The sequence below is a fragment of the Extensimonas soli genome (genome assembly GCF_029211265.1).
In the GTDB taxonomy this organism is placed as follows: domain Bacteria; phylum Pseudomonadota; class Gammaproteobacteria; order Burkholderiales; family Burkholderiaceae_C; genus Extensimonas; species Extensimonas soli.
The window spans coordinates 88,258-108,128 of record NZ_JARGEL010000031.1; the positions used below are offsets into that span (position 1 = coordinate 88,258).

Consider the following 19,871-nt stretch of genomic DNA (forward strand, 5'->3'; position numbering starts at 1 on the left):
TCTTGCCATTGATATGCAAGGACTTTAGGCAGATTTGACTTAAAACTCGTATGTTGCCCCCGAACCCACCCGCGCCACCCCACCATGCGCCCGACGGTCGCTTTCGCAACCTGCCCATGGCTGCGCCGCTGCCCGCGCACCGGCTGTCCCTGCTCAAGGCGCTGCGCTGGCTCGTCGCCGGCATTGCGCCCGATCCAGGTTTCGACGCGCACGTGCCGGCGGATTTCGTCTATCCGAATCCGCGCACGCCGCTCGATGCCGCGCGCCCGCACGCGACCTGGATCGGGCACGACAGTTTTTTGCTGCAGCTCGCGGGCCTGCGCATCCTCACCGACCCGGTTTTTGGCGACTACGCCGCACCCGTGCCCTGGCCTGCAATGCGCCGGCTGCGCCCGCCGAGCCTGGCGCTCGAACAGATCGGGCCCGTGGACGCGGTGCTGCTGTCACACAACCACTACGACCACCTCGAAGCGGCCACCGTGCGCGCGCTGGGTGCGCGTGCGCACTGGTTCGTGCCGCTCGGGCTCAAGGCCTGGTTTGCGCGCCGCGGCGTGCAGCGCGTGACCGAGCTCGACTGGTGGCAGAGCGCGGAATTGGCGGGTCGCGTGCAGCTCACCTTCACGCCGGCGCAGCACTTTTCGGCGCGCGGGCTGTTCGACCGCAACCGCAGCCTCTGGGGCGGCTGGGCCGTGCAGGGCGCGCAGCGGCGCGTGTATTTCGCCGGCGACACGGGCTACCACGACCGCATCTTTCGCGACATCGGCGCGCGCCTGGGCCCGCCCGATCTGGCGCTGCTGCCCATCGGCAGCTACGAGCCGCGCAGCTTCATGCAGTCCATGCACGTCGATCCGGCCGACGCGGTGCAAATCCACCGCGATCTCGGCAGCCGCCTGAGCGTGGGCATGCACTGGGGCAGCTTTCGCCTCTCGGCCGAGCCGCCGCAGCACCCGCCCTGGCGCCTGTTCCAGGCGCTGCAGGCCGCGGGCGAAGCGCCCGAAAATTTCCGCGTGCTCGAGCACGGGCAGGCGCTGAATTTTTGAACCCGCCAGCGTTGGGCGGGTGCAAAATCTTTACGGCGCCGCGCCATAGCCACCACAGTGATGCACCCCGGCTGCCACGGCAGTGGTGGCCGGTGGGCCCACAAAAATCATGAGGAGACATGCAGATCATGCCCACGACAGTTCCATCCCCACGGGTGCCGGCAGCGGCCGCTGCTGCCTCTGATCCCATCCCCGATGCCGGCACGATCTCGGCGCGCCTCGACCGGCTTCCGGCCACGCGCACGGTATGGCGCCTCGTCGTGCTGCTGAGTCTGGGCATGTTTTTCGAAATTTACGATCTGCTCTATAGCGCCTATGTGGCGCCCGGTCTCGTGAAGAGCGGCATCCTGACCCTGTCCACGCCGGGCTTGTTCGGCACGACGGGCGTGGCCAGCTTCATTGCGGCCTTGTTTGCGGGTTTGTTTCTCGGCACCATTGCCTGCGGGTTTCTTGCCGACCGCTTCGGGCGGCGTGCGATCTTCACGTACTCCTTGCTGTGGTACACGGTTGCGAACGTGGTGATGGCGTTCCAGGAAACGGCCTGGGGGCTGAATTTCTGGCGCTTTCTCGTGGGTCTTGGGCTCGGCGTCGAGATGGTCACCATAGGCACCTACGTTTCGGAGCTCGTGCCCAAGCAGATTCGAGGCCGTGCTTTCGCGTGCAACCAGGCGATCGGCTTTGCCGCGGTGCCGGTGGTCGCGTTCCTTTCCTACCTGTTCGTGCCCCATGCGCCGCTGGGGCTCGATGGCTGGCGCTGGGTCGTGCTCATCGGCGCGCACGGCGCGCTGTTCGTGTGGTGGATACGCCGTGAGCTGCCAGAGAGCCCGCGCTGGCTCGCGCAGCACGGGCGCCTGCAAGAGGCCGACCGCGTGGTGCGCGCGCTCGAAGCCAAGGTCGAGGCCGAATACGGCCGCCCCTTGCCGCCGCCCGTGCCCGCTGCGCCGCTGGTGCAAGCCGAGGCAGTGCCCGCGCGCGGCCGCTTTCGGGACATGTGGGTGGCGCCATACCGCAGTCGCACCTTGATGATGGCGGTGTTCAACATGTTCCAGACCGTGGGCTACTACGGCTTTGCCAACTGGGTTCCCACGCTGTTGGTCAAGCAGGGCATCACGGTCACGACGAGCCTGCTGTATTCGAGCATCATCGCGCTGGCGGCGCCGCTCGGGCCTTTGCTGGGCCTGGCAATCGCCGACCGTTTCGAGCGCAAGACGGTGATCGTCGCGATGGCGGGTTTGACGGTGGTCCTGGGCCTGCTGTTCAGCCAGACCGCCGTGCCGCTGCTGTTGATCGTGCTCAGCGTCGGCTTCACACTCAGCAACAACATCATGTCGTACAGCTTCCACGGCTACCAAGCCGAGCTGTTCCCAACCACGATCCGCGCCCGCGCGGTCGGCTTCGTCTATGCCTGGAGCCGGTTTTCCGCGATCTTCACCGCGTTCATGATCGCGGCGGTGCTGCAGCGCTTCGGCACCACGGGCGTGTTCGTGTTCGTCGCGGCCGCCATGGCCGTGGCGATGGCGGCGGTGGGGTTTTTCGGCCCGCGCACCAAGGGCATTGCGCTCGAAGCCATTGCGCAGTGACCAACTGCGGCGTGCGCAGCCAGGCGCGGCCCAATCGCTCAGGCGACAACGGCCGCGCGGTGTTGGCTGCACAATGGCAAGGGCTCGAGGCGAGCGCTGCGCCAGCCGCTTTTTCTTCCTCTGGTTTTCGATCTTCAGGAGACACCCCATGACCCGTACCGTGCAACAACTGTTCGACCTCACCGGCAAGACCGCGCTGGTCACCGGCGGCTCGCGTGGCCTGGGCCTGCAAATGGCCCACGCGCTGGGCGAGGCCGGGGCGCGCATCATGCTCACCTCGCGCAAGGCGTCCGAACTCGAACAAGCCGCGGCCGAACTGCAAGACGCCGGCATCGACGCACGCTGGATCGCCGCCGACTGCGCGCAGGAGTCCGACATCCAGCGCCTCGTCGATGAAACCCTGCAGCGCGTGGGCGACGTGCACATCCTCGTGAACAACGCGGGCGCCACCTGGGGCACACCGGCCGAGGAGCACACGCTCGAAGCCTGGGACAAGGTCATGAACCTCAACGTGCGCGGCTACTTCATCCTGAGCCAGCTCATCGCCAACCGCAGCATGATCCCGCAGCGCGGTGGCCGCATCATCAACATCGCCTCGATCGCAGGCCTGGGCGGCAATCCGCCCGACATGAAGACGATCGCCTACAACACGTCCAAGGGCGCGGTGATCAACTTCACGCGCGCGCTGGCGGCCGAGTGGGGACGCTTCAACATCACGGTGAACGCGATCTGCCCGGGCTTTTTCAAAACAAAGATGGCACGCGGCCTGATCGAGATCATGGGCGAGGAAAAACTGCGCGAAAACTGCCCGCTGCGCCGCCTGGGCGACGACGAAGACCTCAAGGGCCTCACGGTGCTCTACGCGAGTGACGCGGGCAAGCACATCACGGGCCAGTGGCTTGCCGTCGATGGCGGTGTGAGCGCGGTGATCAACGGCTGAGCGCTGCTGCGATCGCGCCGTTTTTTCCGCATTTTTTCAGCATTGTTCTGCCTGCCGCGCCCTCTGTCGTGGCGCGGCAGGGCTCGCTTTGAAGGAGTTTTTTGTGTCTGGTATTCCAGTGGATGTGCCTTTCGTGCAGCACCTTGGCTTCGTCGTGCGCCGTATGGAAAACGGTGAGTCCGAGGTGTATTTCGACGTGCGCCCCGAGCACATGAACTCCTTTGCGGTGGCCCATGGTGGCGCCACCATGACCTTGCTCGACGTGGCCATGGCCACGGCTGCGCGCAGCCAGACGCCCGAGCTCGGCGTGGTCACCATCGAGATGAAAACGAGCTTCATGCAGGCCGGGCGCGGCGCGCTGCTGGCCAAGGGCCGCGTGCTGCACCGCACCGCGCGCATGGCCTTCGTCGAAGGCACGGTCTATGACGCCACGGGGCGCGCGTGCAGCCATGCCACGGGCACCTTCAAATTCGTGCCGCGCCAGCCGCCCGCGGGCGAGCAGAGCGCGCAACCCGTGATCTACACCGATTGAGGCCCGAGAAATTTAGATAAAAAAGCCGCTTTGCGCAGGACAAGCAAGCGCGAGCAGCTATTCAAATAATAGTCATCAGGAGTACGTCATGCCACGCAACACGCAAATCCTGCTCGCGAGCCGCCCGCAAGGCGAAGCCACGGTGGACAACTTCCAGCTCGTCGTCAGCGAAACTCCGCCGCTGCAAGAAGGGCAGGTGCTCGTGCGCCACCACTACCTGAGCCTGGACCCGTACATGCGCGGGCGCATGAACGCGGGCAAGAGCTACGCGCCGCCGCAGCCGCTGGGTGAGGTCATGATCGGCGCCACCGTGGGCGAAGTGGTCGAAAGCCGCCACCCTGACTATGCCGTGGGCGACCAGGTGGTGGGCATGGGCGGCTGGCAGGAATACAGCGTGGTCGATGCGCGCCAGCCCGGCGTGCTGCGCAAGGTCGATACGCGAGGAGCCTGTCAGACTTTGGGCGTCGAAAGCGAGAATGTGCCCCAGCGAGGCCAGTTTTTGTCGGATTCGCAGTCCCATAGTGGTGCTATGGGGCAAGAAGCCGGCAAAAAATGGGCCGCTGCGGCGCATTCGCAGCCGACGACTCCAAAGTCCGACAGGCTCCAAGTTCCGCTGTCGTACTACCTCGGCGCCGTGGGCATGCCGGGCGTCACGGCCTGGTACGGTCTCGTGAAGATCATCGCGCCCAAGGCCGGCGACACGCTGGTGGTCAGCGCCGCCACGGGCGCCGTGGGCAGCGCCTTTGCCGCGCTTGCCAAGGCGCGCGGCTGCCGCGTCGTGGGCATTGCGGGCGGCAGCGAGAAATGTCGCTACGCGCTGGACGAGCTGGGCTTCGACGCCTGCATAGACTACAAACTCCACCAAGGCGACACGCAATCGCTCGCGCGCGCCCTGCAGCAGGACTGCCCGCAGGGCATAGACGGCTACTTCGAGAACGTGGGCGGCTGGATCATGGACGCGGTGATGCTGCGCATGAACGCCTTCAGCCGCATGGCCCTGTGCGGCATGATCGCGGGCTACGACGGCCAGCCGCTGCCCATGCGCTACCCCGCGCTGATCCTCACGCAGCGCATGCGCCTCGAGGGCTTCATCGTGAGCGAGCACACGGACGTGTGGCCGCAGGCGCTGCAAGAGCTCGCCGGCCTGGTCGCGAGCGGCAAGCTACGCCCGCGCGAAACCATCGCGCAAGGTATCGCGGCCGCGCCCGAGGCATTTTTGGGCATGCTCAAGGGCAAGAACCTGGGCAAGCAGCTCGTCAAACTGTTCTGATGCAGGGGCAGATGCCATGATCGAGAACTTTCAAGGCAAGACCGCCGTGCTCACAGGCGCGGGTTCGGGCTTCGGGCGTGAGTGCGCACGCCTGGGCGCGCGATTGGGCATGCAGCTCGTGCTCGTTGACGTGCAGCAGGACGCGCTCGACGCCGCCGCCGCCGAGGCGCAGGCCGCGGGCGTGCCGGTGCTCGCGCGGTGCGTCGATGTGTCCGACGCGGCGCAGATGCAGGCGCTTGCCGACGCCGTGGCCGAGCGCTTTGGCGCGCCGCATTTCGTCTTCAACAACGCGGGCGTGGCTACGGCGGGGCTGGTGTGGGAAAGCACCGTGCAGGACTGGGAGTGGGTGCTTGGCGTGAACCTCTGGGGCGTGATCCACGGCGTGCGTCTGTTCACGCCCATGATGCTGGCCGCGGCGCGCCAGGATGCCGCCTGGCGCGGCCACATCGTCAACACCGCGAGCATGGCCGGGCTGCTCACGCCGCCGAACATGGGCATTTACAACGTCAGCAAGCACGCCGTGGTGGCGCTCACCGAAACGCTATACCAGGACTTGCGCCTGGTCACCGACCAGGTCAGCGCGAGCGTGCTGTGCCCATATTACGTCGCCACCGGCATAGGCCAGAGCGAGCGCAACCGCCCCCAAGACCTGCCCGGCGCCGCGCCCACGGCGAGCCAGCGCATAGGCCAGGCCATGACCGACAAGGCCGTGCGCGGCGGCAAAGTCTCGGCCGCCGAAGTTGCACAAAAGGTGTTCGACGCTGTGACCCAAGACCAGTTCTACATCTACAGCCACCCGCACGCACTCGGCGGCGTGCGCAACCGCATGGAAGACATCCTGCTGGCGCGCAACCCCACCGACCCGTTTGCCGAGCGCCCCGAGATCAGAGCGCAACTGCGCGCGGCGCTGCGCGGCGGGTGAGCGAATGCCTTGTCTCACAACATCATCCGTCTCCGCGAGAATTTATTTGCTGCCGTACAGCACTGAATAGCGCCCGCCAAACGCGCAATGGCAGGATGCCTGCGATGAGGCGGCGGTCATGCTGGAGCGGAGCAAAAAAGTTGATGCCGCTACGAAAGCCCGCGGGAGGGCAAGAAAAAGTGGCCAGCCCTGAGAGCTAACGTCCGTGACGACTTTTGGGTATGAGCCGAACGCCCCCATGCACAGGCCACTTTGCAATATATCAAACCAAAATGCACGTTGGGGAGTTGCGCGCGCATGGACTGGCAGCAAAGAGGTGCACGCAACTGGCGGGTGAGCTGCGACTGGGGCTGGACTCGAACCGGCATCATCATCCTGTACGGACTGCCCTTACCCATCGGCGTACATCATGCCGCAGCCAACTCGACTATAAGCAAGCCGGTTGGTACAACATCCCTTCTGTAAATTCGTAGCCTGCTGGTTCTGCAGTGCTTCGCCGGTCGCAGCGATGAGGGCGGGTTGCGCCCAAAGAGCGGAGGATGGCAAGGCACCGCGGTGCGACCCGGGCAGGCCACATCCGCAGGCGATTTTTGCGCCCAGATTTTTGCTGGTGCTCGGAGCGCTTCCGTTTTGGGAGCTACTAAGGCAAGATACACGGGCGCGAAAGGCACTTTTTGGTATCAATGCCGCGGTGGTGGGGCTGCTGCTCGCCGCGCTCTACACGCCCGTCTGGACGAGCGCCATCCACGCACCACGGGATTTTGGCCTGGCCTTGCTCGCGCTGGTGGCCTTGCTGTTAGGTGCCGCCCTGCTTGGTGGTGCTAGCAGCCTGTCGGACTTTGGAATCGTCGGCTGCGAATGCGCCGCAGCGGCCCATTTTTTACCGTCTTCTTGCCCCATAGTCCCGCTATGGGGCTGCGAATACGGCAAAAACTGGCCTCGCTGGGGCCCATTCTCGCTATCGACGCCCAAAGTCCGACAGGCTGCTAGGCAGCGGCTTGCTTGGGAGTCTGGTGCAGGCTTGGGGGCCTTGGATGCTGCCCCCGCTCTGACGCTTCGAATCAAACCACCTTGGCGATCGCCTGGCAGACGTAGTCCACGTTCTTGCTGTTGAGCGCGGCCACGCACATGCGGCCTGTGTCGGTGCCATAGACGCCGAACTCGCTGCGCAGGCGCTGCATTTGCTCTGTGCTCAGGCCCGAGTAGCTGAACATGCCGACCTGGCGCGTGATGAAGTCCATGTCTTGCGGCACGCCCGCGGCCCGCAGGCCTTCGACGAGTTTTTGCCGCATGAGCTTGATGCGGCTGCGCATGGCGCCGAGTTCCTGCTCCCACTGCGCGCGCAGGCTGGCGTCGCCGAGCACCTTGGCCACCACCGCGCCGCCGTGCGTGGGCGGGTTGGAGTAGTTGGTGCGGATCACGATCTTGAGCTGGCTCAGCACGCGCGCGGCTTCGTCCGGGTCTGCGCAGACGACCGAGAGCGCGCCGACGCGCTCGCCGTACAGGCTGAAGCTTTTGCTGAACGAGGTGGCCACGAAGCACTGCAGCCCGGCGGCCACGAACTTGCCCACCACGGCGCCGTCTTCGGCGATGCCCTGCGCAAAGCCCTGATAGGCCATGTCGAGAAAGGGCACGAGGCCGCGCGCCTGCACGGTCGCGACCACCTGGCTCCACTGCGCGGCGTCGAGGTCGTAGCCCGTGGGGTTGTGGCAGCAGGCGTGCAGCACGACGATGGTGCCCGGCGCAGCGGCCTTCAGGTCGGCCAGCATGCCTTCGAAGTTCAAGCTGCGCGTGGTGGCGTCGTAGTAGCGGTAGGTGCCGACCTCAAAGCCGGCCTGGGTGAACAGCGCGCGGTGGTTTTCCCAGCTCGGGTCGGAAATCAGCACCTTGGCGCCGGGGTTGAGTTTTTTCAGAAAATCCGCGCCGATCTTGAGCCCGCCCGTGCCACCCAGCGCCTGCACCGTGGCCACGCGGCCCGACTGCAGGGGCTCAGAGCCCGCGCCGAAAACAAGATTCTTCACGCCGGCGTTGTAGGCCGGGATGCCGTCTATGGGCAGGTAGCCGCGCGGCGTGGGCTGCTCCATCAGCGCTTTTTCGGCGCTTTGCACGCATTGCAGCAGCGGCAGCTTGCCGTTGTCGTCGAAATAAACGCCCACGCCGAGGTTGACCTTGTGCGGGTTGGGGTCGGCGGCGAACTGTTCGTTCAGACCCAGAATCGGGTCGCGGGGGGCCATGGTGACGGCGGAAAACAAAGACATGGTGAGTCCTCAGGCGCAGTGCGGGTGGTAAAAAGCGTCGCTTGGGTGGAAATCCCGTGCCTTGCCCTCAGTTGAGGGGGCTCTGCAAGAGCTTCCATCCAAGCAAACCGCGAATTTTAGCTACGCCACCATGCACGCTGTACCCGCTGCCCCCCATCCCGACCGGCTTGCGCAAGGGGAGTTCGTCCATTTTCCGGACTCGCCCTTTGCGCTTTTTCAGCCTTATCCGCCCGCGGGCGATCAACCCGCGGCGATCGAGCAGCTCGTGCAGGGCGTGCGCGACGGCGAGGTGTTCCAGACCCTGCTGGGCGTGACCGGCTCGGGCAAGACCTTCACCATGGCGAACGTGATCGCCCGCCTGGGCCGCCCGGCCATCGTGTTTGCGCCCAACAAGACGCTCGCGGCGCAGCTCTATAGCGAGTTTCGCGAGTTCTTCCCCAAGAACGCGGTTGAATACTTCGTGAGCTATTACGACTATTACCAGCCCGAAGCCTACGTGCCGCAGCGCGACCTGTTCATCGAAAAAGACAGCGCGATCAACGAGCACATCGAGCAGATGCGCCTGTCGTGCACCAAGAGCCTGATGGAGCGGCGCGACGTGGTCATCGTGGCCACCGTGTCGGCCATCTACGGCATCGGCGACCCGCAAAGCTACCACCAGATGGTCATGACGCTGCGCGTGGGCGACCAGGTGGGCCAGCGCGACGTGATCGCGCAGCTCATCCGTATGCAGTACCAGCGCAACGAGCAGGACTTCCAGCGCGGCAAGTTCCGTGTGCGCGGCGACACCATAGACGTGTTTCCGGCCGAGCACTCCGAACTCGCGCTGCGCATCGAGCTGTTTGACGACGAGGTCGAGAGTCTGCTGCTGTTCGATCCGCTCACGGGCCGCATCCAGCAAAAAATTCCGCGCTTCACGGTCTATCCGAGCAGCCATTACGTCACGCCGCGCGCGCAGGTGCTGCAGGCCGTCGAAAGCATCAAGATCGAGCTGGCCGAGCGGCTGCAGGAGCTGCTCGCGCAGGGCAAGCTCGTGGAGGCGCAGCGGCTCGAGCAGCGCACGCGCTTCGACCTCGAGATGCTCAGCGAAGTCGGGCACTGCAAGGGCATCGAAAACTACACGCGCCATCTTTCGGGTGCGGCGCCGGGCGAGCCGCCGAGCACGCTGGTGGACTACCTGTCCAAGGATGCGCTCATGTTCCTCGACGAGAGCCACCAGATGATCGGCCAGCTCAACGCCATGTTCAACGGCGACCGTGCGCGCAAGACCACGCTGGTCGAATACGGCTTTCGCCTGCCCTCGGCGCTCGACAACCGGCCGCTGAAGTTCGCGGAGTTCGAGCAGCGCATGCGCCAGGTGGTCTTCGTCTCGGCTACGCCCGCCGACTATGAGCTCAGCCATTCGGGCCAGGTGGTCGAGCAGCTCGTGCGGCCCACGGGCCTGGTCGATCCCGAGGTCGAGGTGCGCCCCGCGACGCACCAGGTCGACGACGTGCTGCAGGAAATCCGCCTGCGCGTGCAAAAAGACGAGCGTGTGCTCATCACCACGCTGACCAAGCGCATGGCCGAGCAGCTGACCGACTACCTCAGCGACAACGGCGTGAAGGTGCGCTATCTGCACTCCGACGTGGACACCGTGGAGCGCGTGGAAATCATCCGTGATCTGCGCCTGGGCGCCTTCGACGTGCTCGTGGGCATCAACCTGCTGCGCGAGGGGCTGGACATTCCCGAGGTGTCGCTCGTGGCCATTCTGGACGCCGACAAAGAGGGCTTTTTGCGCGCCGAACGCAGCCTGATCCAGACCATAGGCCGCGCCGCGCGCAACGCCCACGGCAAAGCGATCCTGTACGCCGACACCATCACCGCGTCCATGCGCAAAGCCATCAGCGAAACCGAGCGCCGGCGCGCCAGGCAGATTGCCCACAACCAGGCGCACGGCATCACGCCGCGCAGCATCGTCAAACAGGTGCGCGACCTGATCGACGGCGTCTATAGCGAAAAATCGGCGCGCGCGGCCGAGCAGCTCGCGCAGGAGGCGCTCGCACGCGCGCAGGCCGAGGCGCTGTCCGAAAAAGACCTCGCGCGCGAGATCAAGCGGCTCGAAAAGCAGATGCTCGAGCATGCGCGCAACCTCGAGTTCGAGCAGGCCGCGCGCGTGCGCGACCAGCTCGCGCGCCTCAAGGACGCGGCTTTCGGCGCGCATGGCGAAGACAGCGTGCCGGTCTGACAGGCAACGGGGGCTTGCCCGCAATCCCGACAAATTTAATTGGGAATTGTGCTAGAATCTGGGCCATTACGAAGAAAACAGCCCGAGATACACAGGGCTTCGTCGCGGCAGGTTTTATCCGCAGCCAAGGCGAAGAAAAGGGTGGGGACGGAGCCTGCACATTGCAGCAGGCAGTTTTTGACAACCAAAGAGCCTTACCAGGAGCTTGCCATGCGTCTCACAACCAAAGGTCGTTTTGCAGTCACCGCCATGATCGATCTGGCCCTGCGCCAGAACAATGGCCCCGTCACCCTCGCGGCCATCAGCCAGCGCCAGCATATTTCGCTCTCTTATCTGGAGCAGCTTTTCGGCAAGCTGCGCCGCAACGAGCTCGTCGAGTCCACGCGCGGCCCTGGCGGCGGCTACACGCTTGCGCGCAAGCCTGAAGAAATCACCGTGGCCGACATCATCCTCTCGGTCGATGAGCCGATCGACGCCACGCAGTGCGGCGGCAAGGAAAATTGCCTGGGTGATTCGGGCCGCTGCATGACGCACGAACTGTGGTCGGCGCTGAACCAGCGCATGGTCGAGTTCCTCGACTCGGTCACGCTGCAAAAGCTCGTCGATGATCAGCTCGCCAAGGGCGTCGAGGTGGAAGCCAAGCCCGCCGCGCGCCGCGCGATCTCGACCACGCCCGTGGTCAAGCCGATCCGTGTGAACGCGCCCAATTCGGTGTTCGCGCTGGGCAACGCTTTCGCCAAATCCTGAGGTAGCCGCAGCTGCTGCGCGCGCCTTTTTGCTTTGCATGGGGCGCGACGCGACGGTGCGCAGGGCAGTCCGCCCGGCAGCGCCGTGCGCGTGGCAGCATGAATCTTCCCTGAGTCTTTACCGAGCCGACCATGGACACGAAAAAGCAACTCCCCATTTACCTCGACTATGCGGCCACGACGCCCGTCGATCCGCGCGTGGTCGAGGCCATGATTCCCTGGTTGCACGAGCACTTCGGCAACCCCGCCTCGCGCAGCCACGCCTGGGGCTGGGAGGCTGAAGAGGCCGTGGAAAAGGCGCGGGTACAGGTGGCCGACCTGATCGGCGCCGACCCGCGCGAAATCGTCTGGACCAGCGGCGCGACCGAATCCAACAACCTCGCGCTCAAGGGCGCGGCGCATTTTTACCAAGGCAAGGGCAAGCACCTCGTCACCGTCAAGACCGAGCACAAGGCCGTGCTCGACACCATGCGCGAGCTCGAGCGCCAGGGCTTCGAGGTGACCTATCTCGACGTGCAGGAAAACGGCCTGCTCGACCTCGACCGCTTCAGGGATGCGCTGCGCCCCGACACCATCCTCGCGAGCGTGATGCTCGTGAACAATGAAATCGGCGTGATCCAGGACATCGCCACCATTGGCGCGCTGTGCCGCGAAAAGGGCATCGTGTTTCACGTCGATGCCGCGCAGGCGACGGGCAAGGTTGAGATCGACCTGCGCACGCTGCCCGTCGATTTGCTGAGCCTGGCCTCGCACAAGACCTACGGCCCCAAGGGCATAGGCGCGCTGTACCTGCGGCGCAAGCCGCGCGTGCGCATCGAGGCGCAGATGCACGGCGGCGGCCACGAGCGCGGCCTGCGTTCGGGCACGCTGCCCACGCACCAGATCGTCGGCATGGGCGAGGCCTACCGCATTGCGCGTGCCGAAATGGCGCAAGACCTGGCCAAGGCGCGCGCGCTGCAAAAGCGCCTGCTCGACGGCCTGCTGCAGATCGAACAGGCGTTCGTCAACGGCGACCTGCAGCAGCGCGTGCCGCACAACCTGAACATCAGCTTCAATTTCGTCGAGGGTGAGTCGCTGATCATGGGCATCAAAAACCTGGCCGTGTCCTCGGGCTCGGCCTGCACCTCGGCGAGCCTCGAGCCCAGCTACGTGCTGCGCGCGCTGGGCCGCAGCGACGAGCTCGCGCACAGCAGCCTGCGCCTGAGCATTGGGCGCTTTACCACCGAAGCCGACATCGACACCGCCGTGCAGGCCATTCGCGACAACGTGGCCCGCCTGCGCGAACTCAGCCCCTTGTGGGAGATGTACCAAGAGGGCGTGGACCTCAACACCATCCAGTGGGCCGCGCACTGACGCCATTGCTTATTCAGAAAAAGGAGGTTTCACCATGGCTTATTCGCAAAAAGTGGTTGAACACTACGAAAACCCGCGCAACGTGGGCTCGTTCGACAAGGGCGACGACACTGTGGGCACGGGCATGGTCGGCGCACCCGCGTGCGGCGACGTCATGAAGCTGCAGATCAAGGTCAATCCGCAGACCGGCGTGATCGAAGACGCGCGCTTCAAGACCTACGGCTGCGGCTCGGCCATCGCCTCGTCTTCGCTCGTGACCGAATGGGTCAAGGGCAAGACGCTGGACGAGGCCACGTCCATCAAAAACAGCCAGATCGCCGAAGAGCTGGCCCTGCCGCCCGTGAAAATTCATTGCTCCATCCTGGCCGAAGACGCGATCAAGGCCGCGGTGGACGACTACAAGCAAAAACATGCTGTCCCCACAGGCGCCTGAGATGGCCATCACGCTGACCGAAGCTGCGGCGCGGCACGTGCGCCGCTACCTCGAGCGCCGGGGCAAGGGCCTGGGCGTGCGCCTGGGCGTCAAGACCACGGGCTGCTCGGGCCTGGCCTACAAACTCGAGTACGTGGACGACTTGCAGCCCGAAGACGTGGTCTTCGAGAGCCACGGCGTGAAGGTGCTGACCGACCCCAAGAGCCTGGCCTACATCGACGGCACCGAGCTCGACTACGTGCGCGAAGGGCTCAACGAAGGCTTCAAGTTCCACAACCCGAACGAGCGCGACCGCTGCGGCTGCGGCGAGAGCTTTCGCGTCTGATAAGCTTCCCAGCATCGCTACGCGCATAGCCCGACCGCCAGCCGCTGGCGGTTTTTTGTTGCCATGAACCTTCAATCCGACGACTTTGAACTGTTCGGCGTGCCACGCTGTTTCGCGCAAGAGCGCGCGCAGCTCGACGCGCGCTGGAAAGAGCTTCAGCGCGAGGCGCACCCCGACCGCTTTGCCGCGCAAGGCCCCGCCGCCCAACGCGCGGCCATGCAGTGGTCGGTGCGCATCAACGAGGCCTACCAGCGCCTCAAAGACCCGTTGCGCCGCGCTGCCTACCTGTGCGAATTGCACGGCGTGCCGCTGCGCGCCGAGGACAACACGGCCATGCCGGCGCAGTTTCTGCTGCAGCAGATGCAGTGGCGCGAGGCGCTCGAAGAAGCGCGCAGCGCCGCCGAGGTCGAAGCGCTGGAGCGCAGCGTGCAGCAAGCCTGGCAAGACACGCTTGCGCGCTGTGCCGAATTGCTCGATCTGCAACAGGACTGGGCCGCAGCCGCGCAGGAGGTCAGAGCCCTCATGTTTCTTGGGCGCTTTGCCGAGGACGTGGAACGCCGGCGCGAGGCCTTGGGAGAATAAGTCCACCTGTGCGCGTCGCGTGCGCTTTTTGAATGAAATCCGCCTTCAGCCAAGGCAGGACCTGCGCAAGCAGCTCTTTTTTTGATACTCCATGGCGTTATTGCAAATCTCCGAACCCGGCCAATCCCCTGACCCGCACCAGCGGCGCATCGCCGTGGGCATAGACCTGGGCACCACGCATTCGCTCGTCGCCGCGGTGCGCAACGGCGTGCCCGAGTGCCTGCCTGACGCGCAAGGGCGCGTGCTGCTGCCCTCGGTGGTGCGTTACCTCGCGCAGGGTGGGCGGCAGATCGGCTACGAGGCGCTGGCCGCGCAGGCGCAGGACGCGCGCAACACCATCGCCTCGGTCAAGCGCTTCATGGGGCGCGGGCTCGCGGACGTGGCGCAGGCGCAGCAGCTGCCCTACAGCTTCGTATCCGGCGCTGCGGGCACTGCAAGCGAAGGGCAGGGCGGCGGCATGCTCTCGCTGGCCACGGCGGGCGGCGTCAAGTCACCGGTCGAAGTCAGCGCCGAAATCCTCGCCACACTGCGCCAGCGCGCCGAAGACACCTTCGACCAGGAGCTCTACGGCGCCGTGATCACCGTGCCTGCGTATTTCGACGACGCCCAGCGCCAGGCCACCAAGGACGCGGCCAAGCTCGCGGGCATCCACCTGCTGCGCCTGCTCAACGAGCCCACGGCCGCGGCGATCGCCTACGGGCTGGACAACGCGAGCGAAGGCATCTACGCCGTCTATGACCTCGGCGGCGGCACGTTCGACATCTCCATCCTGCGCCTGAGCAAGGGCGTGTTCGAGGTCATCGCCACGGGCGGCGACTCGTCGCTGGGCGGTGACGACTACGACGGTGCCCTGGCCGAGTGGGTGCTGCAGCGGCTCGGGCGCAGCAGCGAAAGCCTGACCGACCCCGCCGACAAAACCGCACTGCGCCTGGCCGCACGCGCCTGCAAAGAAGCCCTGACTGCTTCAGAAAGCGCAGCGTTCAGCGCATGTCTGGCGGGCGAAAACGTGCAAATCGACGTTCAACGCAGCGACTTCGAGGCGGCCACTGCGCACCTCACCGAGCGCACCCTCGCCGCGGTGCGCCGCGCCTTGCGCGACGCCAGGCTGCGGCCCGAAGAAGTGCAGGGCGTGGTCATGGTCGGCGGCGCCACGCGCATGCCGCAGGTGCAGCGCGCCGTGGCGCAGCTGTTCGGGCGCGCGCCGCTCAACAACCTCAACCCCGACGAGGTCGTGGCGCTGGGCGCGGCCATACAGGCGCACCAGCTCGCGGGCCATTCGATGGGCGGCGACGATCTGCTGCTGCTCGACGTGATCCCGCTGTCGCTGGGCCTGGAAACCATGGGCGGGCTGGTCGAGCGCATCATCCCGCGCAACGAAACCATCCCCACGGCCAAGGCGCAGGACTTCACCACCTTCCAGGATGGGCAGACTGCGCTCGCGCTCCACGTCGTGCAGGGCGAGCGCGACCTCGCCCAGGACTGCCGCAGCCTCGCGCGCTTCGCGCTGCGCGGCATCCCGCCCATGGCTGCGGGCGCGGCGCGCATCCGCGTGACCTTTACCGTCGATGCCGACGGCCTGCTTTCGGTCAGCGCGCGCGAGCTCACGAGCGGCGTCGAGGCGCACATCGACGTCAAGCCGTCTTATGGCCTGTCGGACGAGCAGATCGCGCGCATGCTGCAAGAGGGCTTTGCCACGGCCGAGCAGGACATGCGCGCACGCGCCCTGGTCGAGGCGCGCGTCGACGCCGACCGCATGCTGCTGGCCACGCAAAGCGCGATCGACGCCGACGGCGACCTGCTGACGCCGCCCGAACGCGCCGAGATCGACGCGCTCATGGCCGCGCTGCGCGCGCAGCTGCAGGGCGACGACCCGGCCGCGATCGAAGCCGCCACGGCCGCGCTCGCCAAGGGCACCGAAGCCTTCGCCGCACGCCGCATGAACCGCAGCATCCAGCAGGCGCTCGCCGGCAAGAGCGTGCAAAGCCTTTGAACATCTCTTCCCTCGACCATTTTTCGAGCCCCGCATGCCCGTCATCAAAATCCTGCCCCACCCTGAATACTGCCCGGCCGGCGCCGAGATCAGCGCGAGCGCGGGCACCTCGATCTGCGAGGCGCTGCTCGAACACGACATCCCCATAGAGCACGCCTGCGAGATGAGCTGCGCCTGCACCACCTGCCACGTGATCGTGCGTGAAGGCTACGATTCGTTGAACCTGGCCGACGAAGACGAAGAAGACCTGCTCGACCGCGCCTGGGGCCTCACGCCGCAATCGCGCCTGTCGTGCCAGGCCATCGTCGGGGCGCGTGATTTGACGGTGGAAATCCCCAAGTATTCGATCAACCACGCCAAGGAAAAACACTGACACGACTTACGCAAATCGGGATCAGGCAAGGCGCTCGCCCCAAGGCAAAACACTTTCCTGCATCCTTGTTTGCGTAAGTCCAGACGGAGTCCCCGGGCCACTGCCATGACGCGCCAGATCGTTCTCGACACCGAAACCACGGGTCTTTCCGCCGAAGGCGGCGACCGCATCATTGAAATCGGCTGCGTGGAGCTGTTCGCGCGCAAGCTCACGGGCAACAACAAGCACTTTTACCTGAACCCCGAGCGCGAAAGCCACGAGGACGCGCTCAAGGTGCACGGCATCAGCAATGAATTTTTGCTCGACAAGCCCAAGTTCGCGGCCGTGGCGCCGGAGTTGATCGAATACCTGCGCGATGCCGAAATCATCATCCACAACGCCGCCTTCGACGTGGGCTTTCTGAACAAGGAGCTGGAGCTTGCGGGCCACCCGCCGCTGCAGCACTTCGTTGCGTGCGTCACCGACACGCTGGCCATGGCCAAGGAGCTGTTTCCGGGCAAGCGCAACTCGCTCGATGCGCTGTGCGACCGTCTGGGCGTGGACAACTCCAGCCGCACGCTGCACGGCGCGCTGCTCGATGCTGAGCTGCTGGCCGATGTCTATATTTATCTCACGCGCGGGCAGGACGCGCTGCTGGTGCTCGATGATGTGCAGGAGGGCGCCAGCACGGGCGGTGCACGCATCGATCTGCGCGGCTTTGAGCTACCCGTGCTGCGCGCAAGCGAGCAGGAACTCGCGGCGCACGCAGAAATCCTCGCGCAGATCGACAAGGCCAGCGGCGGAAAGACCGTGTGGCGCACGTTGCAGTGAAATTTGCTGCGCGCCTTGTGCCATAATTGCGGGCTCAGCGCAGCACCCGGGTGATTAGCTCAGCGGTAGAGCACTGCCTTCACACGGCAGGGGTCACATGTTCGATCCATGTATCACCCACCAATTTTGCGCTGCGTGCACTTCGGCTTTCGATGTTTTCGCCAAGGCCGAGCGTGGCGCAGGCAGATGGGTGCTTCGGTAGATGCGTTTGGGTGATTAGCTCAGCGGTAGAGCACTGCCTTCACACGGCAGGGGTCACATGTTCGATCCATGTATCACCCACCAAGTCGCACCGCCATAAGTCCCACACTCTTGCTTAGCCCTTTCAAAGACAGCTTGCCCTGTCCATTCGGGCTATGTCTTCGTGCCCGATGACGGGGCGCGAGCGCCTGGGGCACCGGTAGAATCTTCGCGATTCCTTGCTATCGGCTTGGTGGCAAGCGCCGTGGGTGCATCGGCACGGCGCTTTCCTAAGCCCCATCCCCCATGACCCTCCTCGTCACCGGCGGCGCCGGCTTCATCGGCAGCAACTTCGTGCTCGACTGGCTTGCGCACAGCGCCGAACCCATCGTCAACCTCGACAAACTCACCTACGCAGGCAACCTGCAAAACCTGGCCAGCCTGCAAGGCGACGCGCGCCACACCTTCGTGCACGGCGACATCGGCGACCGCGAGCTGCTAGGCCGCCTGCTTGCGCAGCACCGCCCGCGCGCCGTGCTGCACTTTGCCGCCGAAAGCCACGTCGACCGCAGCATCCACGGGCCCGAGGACTTCATCGACACGAACGTGCTCGGCACCTTCAGGCTTTTGGAGGCTGCAAGGCAATACTGGCAAGCGCTAGAAGCTCCTGAAAAAGAAGCGTTTCGCTTCCTGCACGTGAGCACCGACGAAGTCTATGGCTCGCTAGACGCAGACGCCCCAGCGTTCACCGAGCAGCACCGCTACGAGCCCAACAGCCCCTACAGCGCGAGCAAAGCCGCCAGCGACCACCTCGTGCGCGCCTGGCACCACACCTACGGCCTGCCCGTGCTTACCACCAATTGCAGCAACAACTACGGGCCCTACCACTTCCCTGAAAAGCTCATCCCGCTGTGCATCCACAACGCGCTTGCGGGCAAACCCCTGCCCATTTACGGCGACGGCCGGCAAATCCGCGACTGGCTCTACGTGCAAGACCACTGCAGCGCCATCCGCCGCGTGCTCGCCGCAGGCCGTGTGGGCGAGACCTACAACGTCGGCGGCTGGAACGAAAAAACCAACCTCGAAGTCGTGCAAACCCTGTGCGCCATCCTCGACGAGCTTGCGCCGCGCGCCGACGGCCAGTCTTATGCGCAGCAAATCACCTTCGTGCAAGACCGCCCCGGCCACGACCGCCGCTACGCCATAGACGCCAGCAAGCTCGAGCGCGAACTCGGCTGGAAGCCCGCCGAAACCTTCGAAAGCGGCATACGCAAAACCGTGCAGTGGTACCTGGCCCACCAGGACTGGGTGCGCGGCGTGACCAGCGGCGCCTACCGCCAGTGGATCGACCTGCAGTACGCCGACGCCAACGCCGACACCCACACCGAAGCCAGCACCAGCAGCACCACCAAGGAGCCCGCATGAGCCCGCGCAAAGGCATCATCCTCGCCGGCGGCTCGGGCACGCGCCTGTACCCCGTCACACAGGCGGTCTCCAAGCAGCTCATGCCCGTGTACGACAAGCCCATGATCTACTACCCGCTGAGCACGCTCATGCTCGCGGGCATCCGCGAGGTGCTCGTCATCAGCACCCCGCACGACACGCCGCGTTTTGCCGAGCTGCTGGGCGACGGCAGCCAGTGGGGTATGCAGCTGCAATACGCCGTGCAACCCAGCCCCGACGGGCTCGCGCAGGCTTTTTTGATTGGGGAAGCCTTCATCGGCAAGGACCCCTGCGCGCTCGTGCTCGGCGACAACATCTTCTATGGCCATGACCTCGTCAAGCTGCTGCAAAGTGCGAATGCACGCACCGCGGGTGCCACGGTCTTTGCCTATCACGTGCAAGACCCCGAGCGCTACGGCGTGGCCGAGTTCGACGCCCAAGGCCGGGTGTTGTCTTTGGAAGAAAAGCCCCCGCAGCCCAAGTCCCACTACGCCGTCACCGGGCTCTACTTCTACGACGCGCAAGTGGTCGGGCTGGCCAAAACCCTCAAGCCCTCGGCGCGCGGAGAGCTAGAAATCACCGACCTCAACCGGCTGTACCTGCAACAAGGGCAGCTGAGCGTCGAAATCATGGGCCGCGGCTATGCGTGGCTGGATACCGGCACGCACGACAGTCTGCTCGACGCCGCGAGCTTCATCGCCACCTTGCAAAAACGCCAGGGTCAGATGGTCGCCTGCCCCGAAGAAATCGCCTTCATGCAAGGCTGGATAGACGCCGCGCAATTGCAGGCGCTCGCGGCGCCGCTGCGCAAGAACGGGTATGGACAGTATTTGCTGGGCTTGTTGAGCCCAAGCCACTGAAGCGCCC

Annotated in this window: 18 protein-coding genes, 2 tRNA genes and 1 pseudogene; 20 read left to right on the forward strand and 1 reads right to left on the reverse strand. The window is 65.3% G+C overall.

Annotation, left to right across the window (positions count from 1 at the left end; genetic code table 11):
* Nucleotides 1-50: 50 nt before the first annotated feature.
* The 7 genes and pseudogenes from PYV55_RS14605 to PYV55_RS14635 form a co-directional block, all read left to right on the forward strand.
* Complete coding sequence (locus PYV55_RS14605; RefSeq protein WP_275852633.1) at nt 51-1,040, forward strand: MBL fold metallo-hydrolase; 990 nt, start codon at nt 51-53, stop codon at nt 1,038-1,040.
* Between the two features lie 128 nt (nt 1,041-1,168).
* A complete protein-coding gene (locus PYV55_RS14610) occupies nt 1,169-2,620 on the forward strand; it encodes an MFS transporter (RefSeq protein ID WP_275852635.1) in 1,452 nt (483 codons plus the stop codon).
* Nucleotides 2,621-2,768: 148 nt separating this feature from the next.
* Nucleotides 2,769-3,560, forward strand: coding sequence for an SDR family oxidoreductase (locus PYV55_RS14615; protein ID WP_275852637.1), 792 nt, complete (start codon nt 2,769-2,771; stop codon nt 3,558-3,560).
* A gap of 103 nt (nt 3,561-3,663) precedes the next feature.
* Nucleotides 3,664-4,092: a PaaI family thioesterase gene (locus PYV55_RS14620; RefSeq protein ID WP_275852639.1), complete on the forward strand. Its 429-nt coding sequence runs from the start codon at nt 3,664-3,666 to the stop codon at nt 4,090-4,092.
* An 88-nt stretch (nt 4,093-4,180) separates the two neighbouring features.
* Nucleotides 4,181-5,362, forward strand: a complete 1,182-nt coding sequence (locus PYV55_RS14625; protein ID WP_275852641.1) for an NADP-dependent oxidoreductase — start codon at nt 4,181-4,183, stop codon at nt 5,360-5,362.
* A gap of 16 nt (nt 5,363-5,378) precedes the next feature.
* A complete protein-coding gene (locus PYV55_RS14630) occupies nt 5,379-6,284 on the forward strand; it encodes an SDR family oxidoreductase (protein ID WP_275852644.1) in 906 nt (301 codons plus the stop codon).
* 583 nt (nt 6,285-6,867) lie between these two features.
* Nucleotides 6,868-7,186 (forward strand): annotated as a pseudogene (locus tag PYV55_RS14635) (chromate transporter); the annotation flags it as partial.
* Nucleotides 7,187-7,345: 159 nt separating this feature from the next.
* Here the strand turns inward: PYV55_RS14635 and PYV55_RS14645 are convergent.
* Nucleotides 7,346-8,542: an amino acid aminotransferase gene (locus tag PYV55_RS14645; protein WP_275852647.1), complete on the reverse strand. Its 1,197-nt coding sequence runs from the start codon at nt 8,540-8,542 to the stop codon at nt 7,346-7,348.
* 130 nt (nt 8,543-8,672) lie between these two features.
* Between PYV55_RS14645 and uvrB the strand changes: the two genes are divergently transcribed.
* The 13 genes from uvrB to rfbA all read left to right on the forward strand — a co-directional run bounded on the left by uvrB (nt 8,673) and on the right by rfbA (nt 19,864).
* Entirely contained in the window at nt 8,673-10,769 is a 2,097-nt protein-coding gene (gene uvrB, locus PYV55_RS14650; protein ID WP_275852648.1) for an excinuclease ABC subunit UvrB, read from the forward strand.
* Nucleotides 10,770-10,979: 210 nt separating this feature from the next.
* Nucleotides 10,980-11,516: a Fe-S cluster assembly transcriptional regulator IscR gene (iscR, locus tag PYV55_RS14655; protein WP_275852652.1), complete on the forward strand. Its 537-nt coding sequence runs from the start codon at nt 10,980-10,982 to the stop codon at nt 11,514-11,516.
* A 131-nt stretch (nt 11,517-11,647) separates the two neighbouring features.
* Nucleotides 11,648-12,868 (forward strand): IscS subfamily cysteine desulfurase, encoded by a 1,221-nt coding sequence (locus PYV55_RS14660; RefSeq protein WP_275852655.1) that lies wholly within the window; start codon nt 11,648-11,650, stop codon nt 12,866-12,868.
* A 34-nt stretch (nt 12,869-12,902) separates the two neighbouring features.
* Complete coding sequence (gene iscU, locus PYV55_RS14665; RefSeq protein ID WP_275852658.1) at nt 12,903-13,301, forward strand: Fe-S cluster assembly scaffold IscU; 399 nt, start codon at nt 12,903-12,905, stop codon at nt 13,299-13,301.
* 1 nt (nt 13,302) lies between these two features.
* Entirely contained in the window at nt 13,303-13,626 is a 324-nt protein-coding gene (gene iscA, locus PYV55_RS14670; protein WP_275852830.1) for an iron-sulfur cluster assembly protein IscA, read from the forward strand.
* A gap of 63 nt (nt 13,627-13,689) precedes the next feature.
* Nucleotides 13,690-14,208 carry a Fe-S protein assembly co-chaperone HscB gene (gene hscB / locus PYV55_RS14675; protein ID WP_275852661.1) on the forward strand — a complete coding sequence of 173 codons (519 nt, stop codon included), beginning with the start codon at nt 13,690-13,692 and terminating at the stop codon, nt 14,206-14,208.
* 91 nt (nt 14,209-14,299) lie between these two features.
* Complete coding sequence (gene hscA, locus PYV55_RS14680; protein WP_275852663.1) at nt 14,300-16,198, forward strand: Fe-S protein assembly chaperone HscA; 1,899 nt, start codon at nt 14,300-14,302, stop codon at nt 16,196-16,198.
* 34 nt (nt 16,199-16,232) lie between these two features.
* Nucleotides 16,233-16,571, forward strand: coding sequence for an ISC system 2Fe-2S type ferredoxin (gene fdx / locus PYV55_RS14685; protein ID WP_275852665.1), 339 nt, complete (start codon nt 16,233-16,235; stop codon nt 16,569-16,571).
* Between the two features lie 105 nt (nt 16,572-16,676).
* Complete coding sequence (dnaQ, locus tag PYV55_RS14690; protein ID WP_275852667.1) at nt 16,677-17,381, forward strand: DNA polymerase III subunit epsilon; 705 nt, start codon at nt 16,677-16,679, stop codon at nt 17,379-17,381.
* A gap of 48 nt (nt 17,382-17,429) precedes the next feature.
* A tRNA-Val gene (locus PYV55_RS14695) sits at nt 17,430-17,504 on the forward strand.
* 87 nt (nt 17,505-17,591) lie between these two features.
* Nucleotides 17,592-17,666 (forward strand) — tRNA-Val (locus PYV55_RS14700).
* 201 nt (nt 17,667-17,867) lie between these two features.
* Nucleotides 17,868-18,986, forward strand: coding sequence for a dTDP-glucose 4,6-dehydratase (gene rfbB, locus PYV55_RS14705; RefSeq protein ID WP_275852670.1), 1,119 nt, complete (start codon nt 17,868-17,870; stop codon nt 18,984-18,986).
* Nucleotides 18,983-19,864: a glucose-1-phosphate thymidylyltransferase RfbA gene (gene rfbA, locus PYV55_RS14710; protein ID WP_275852673.1), complete on the forward strand. Its 882-nt coding sequence runs from the start codon at nt 18,983-18,985 to the stop codon at nt 19,862-19,864. Before rfbB ends, rfbA begins: the two co-directional genes overlap by 4 nt.
* Nucleotides 19,865-19,871 lie beyond the last annotated feature (7 nt).

Excerpts from the sequence above, each read along its gene's own strand:
- PYV55_RS14605 (WP_275852633.1), top strand. The coding sequence starts at position 51 with ATGTTGCCCCCGAACCCACCCGCGCCACCCCACCATGCGCCCGACGGT.
- PYV55_RS14610 (WP_275852635.1), top strand. The coding sequence starts at position 1,169 with ATGCCCACGACAGTTCCATCCCCACGGGTGCCGGCAGCGGCCGCTGCT.
- PYV55_RS14615 (WP_275852637.1), top strand. The coding sequence starts at position 2,769 with ATGACCCGTACCGTGCAACAACTGTTCGACCTCACCGGCAAGACCGCG.
- PYV55_RS14625 (WP_275852641.1), top strand. The coding sequence starts at position 4,181 with ATGCCACGCAACACGCAAATCCTGCTCGCGAGCCGCCCGCAAGGCGAA.
- PYV55_RS14630 (WP_275852644.1), top strand. The coding sequence starts at position 5,379 with ATGATCGAGAACTTTCAAGGCAAGACCGCCGTGCTCACAGGCGCGGGT.
- PYV55_RS14645 (WP_275852647.1), bottom strand. The coding sequence starts at position 8,542 with ATGTCTTTGTTTTCCGCCGTCACCATGGCCCCCCGCGACCCGATTCTG.
- uvrB (WP_275852648.1), top strand. The coding sequence starts at position 8,673 with ATGCACGCTGTACCCGCTGCCCCCCATCCCGACCGGCTTGCGCAAGGG.
- iscR (WP_275852652.1), top strand. The coding sequence starts at position 10,980 with ATGCGTCTCACAACCAAAGGTCGTTTTGCAGTCACCGCCATGATCGAT.
- PYV55_RS14660 (WP_275852655.1), top strand. The coding sequence starts at position 11,648 with ATGGACACGAAAAAGCAACTCCCCATTTACCTCGACTATGCGGCCACG.
- iscU (WP_275852658.1), top strand. The coding sequence starts at position 12,903 with ATGGCTTATTCGCAAAAAGTGGTTGAACACTACGAAAACCCGCGCAAC.
- iscA (WP_275852830.1), top strand. The coding sequence starts at position 13,303 with ATGGCCATCACGCTGACCGAAGCTGCGGCGCGGCACGTGCGCCGCTAC.
- hscB (WP_275852661.1), top strand. The coding sequence starts at position 13,690 with ATGAACCTTCAATCCGACGACTTTGAACTGTTCGGCGTGCCACGCTGT.
- hscA (WP_275852663.1), top strand. The coding sequence starts at position 14,300 with ATGGCGTTATTGCAAATCTCCGAACCCGGCCAATCCCCTGACCCGCAC.
- fdx (WP_275852665.1), top strand. The coding sequence starts at position 16,233 with ATGCCCGTCATCAAAATCCTGCCCCACCCTGAATACTGCCCGGCCGGC.
- dnaQ (WP_275852667.1), top strand. The coding sequence starts at position 16,677 with ATGACGCGCCAGATCGTTCTCGACACCGAAACCACGGGTCTTTCCGCC.
- rfbB (WP_275852670.1), top strand. The coding sequence starts at position 17,868 with ATGACCCTCCTCGTCACCGGCGGCGCCGGCTTCATCGGCAGCAACTTC.
- rfbA (WP_275852673.1), top strand. The coding sequence starts at position 18,983 with ATGAGCCCGCGCAAAGGCATCATCCTCGCCGGCGGCTCGGGCACGCGC.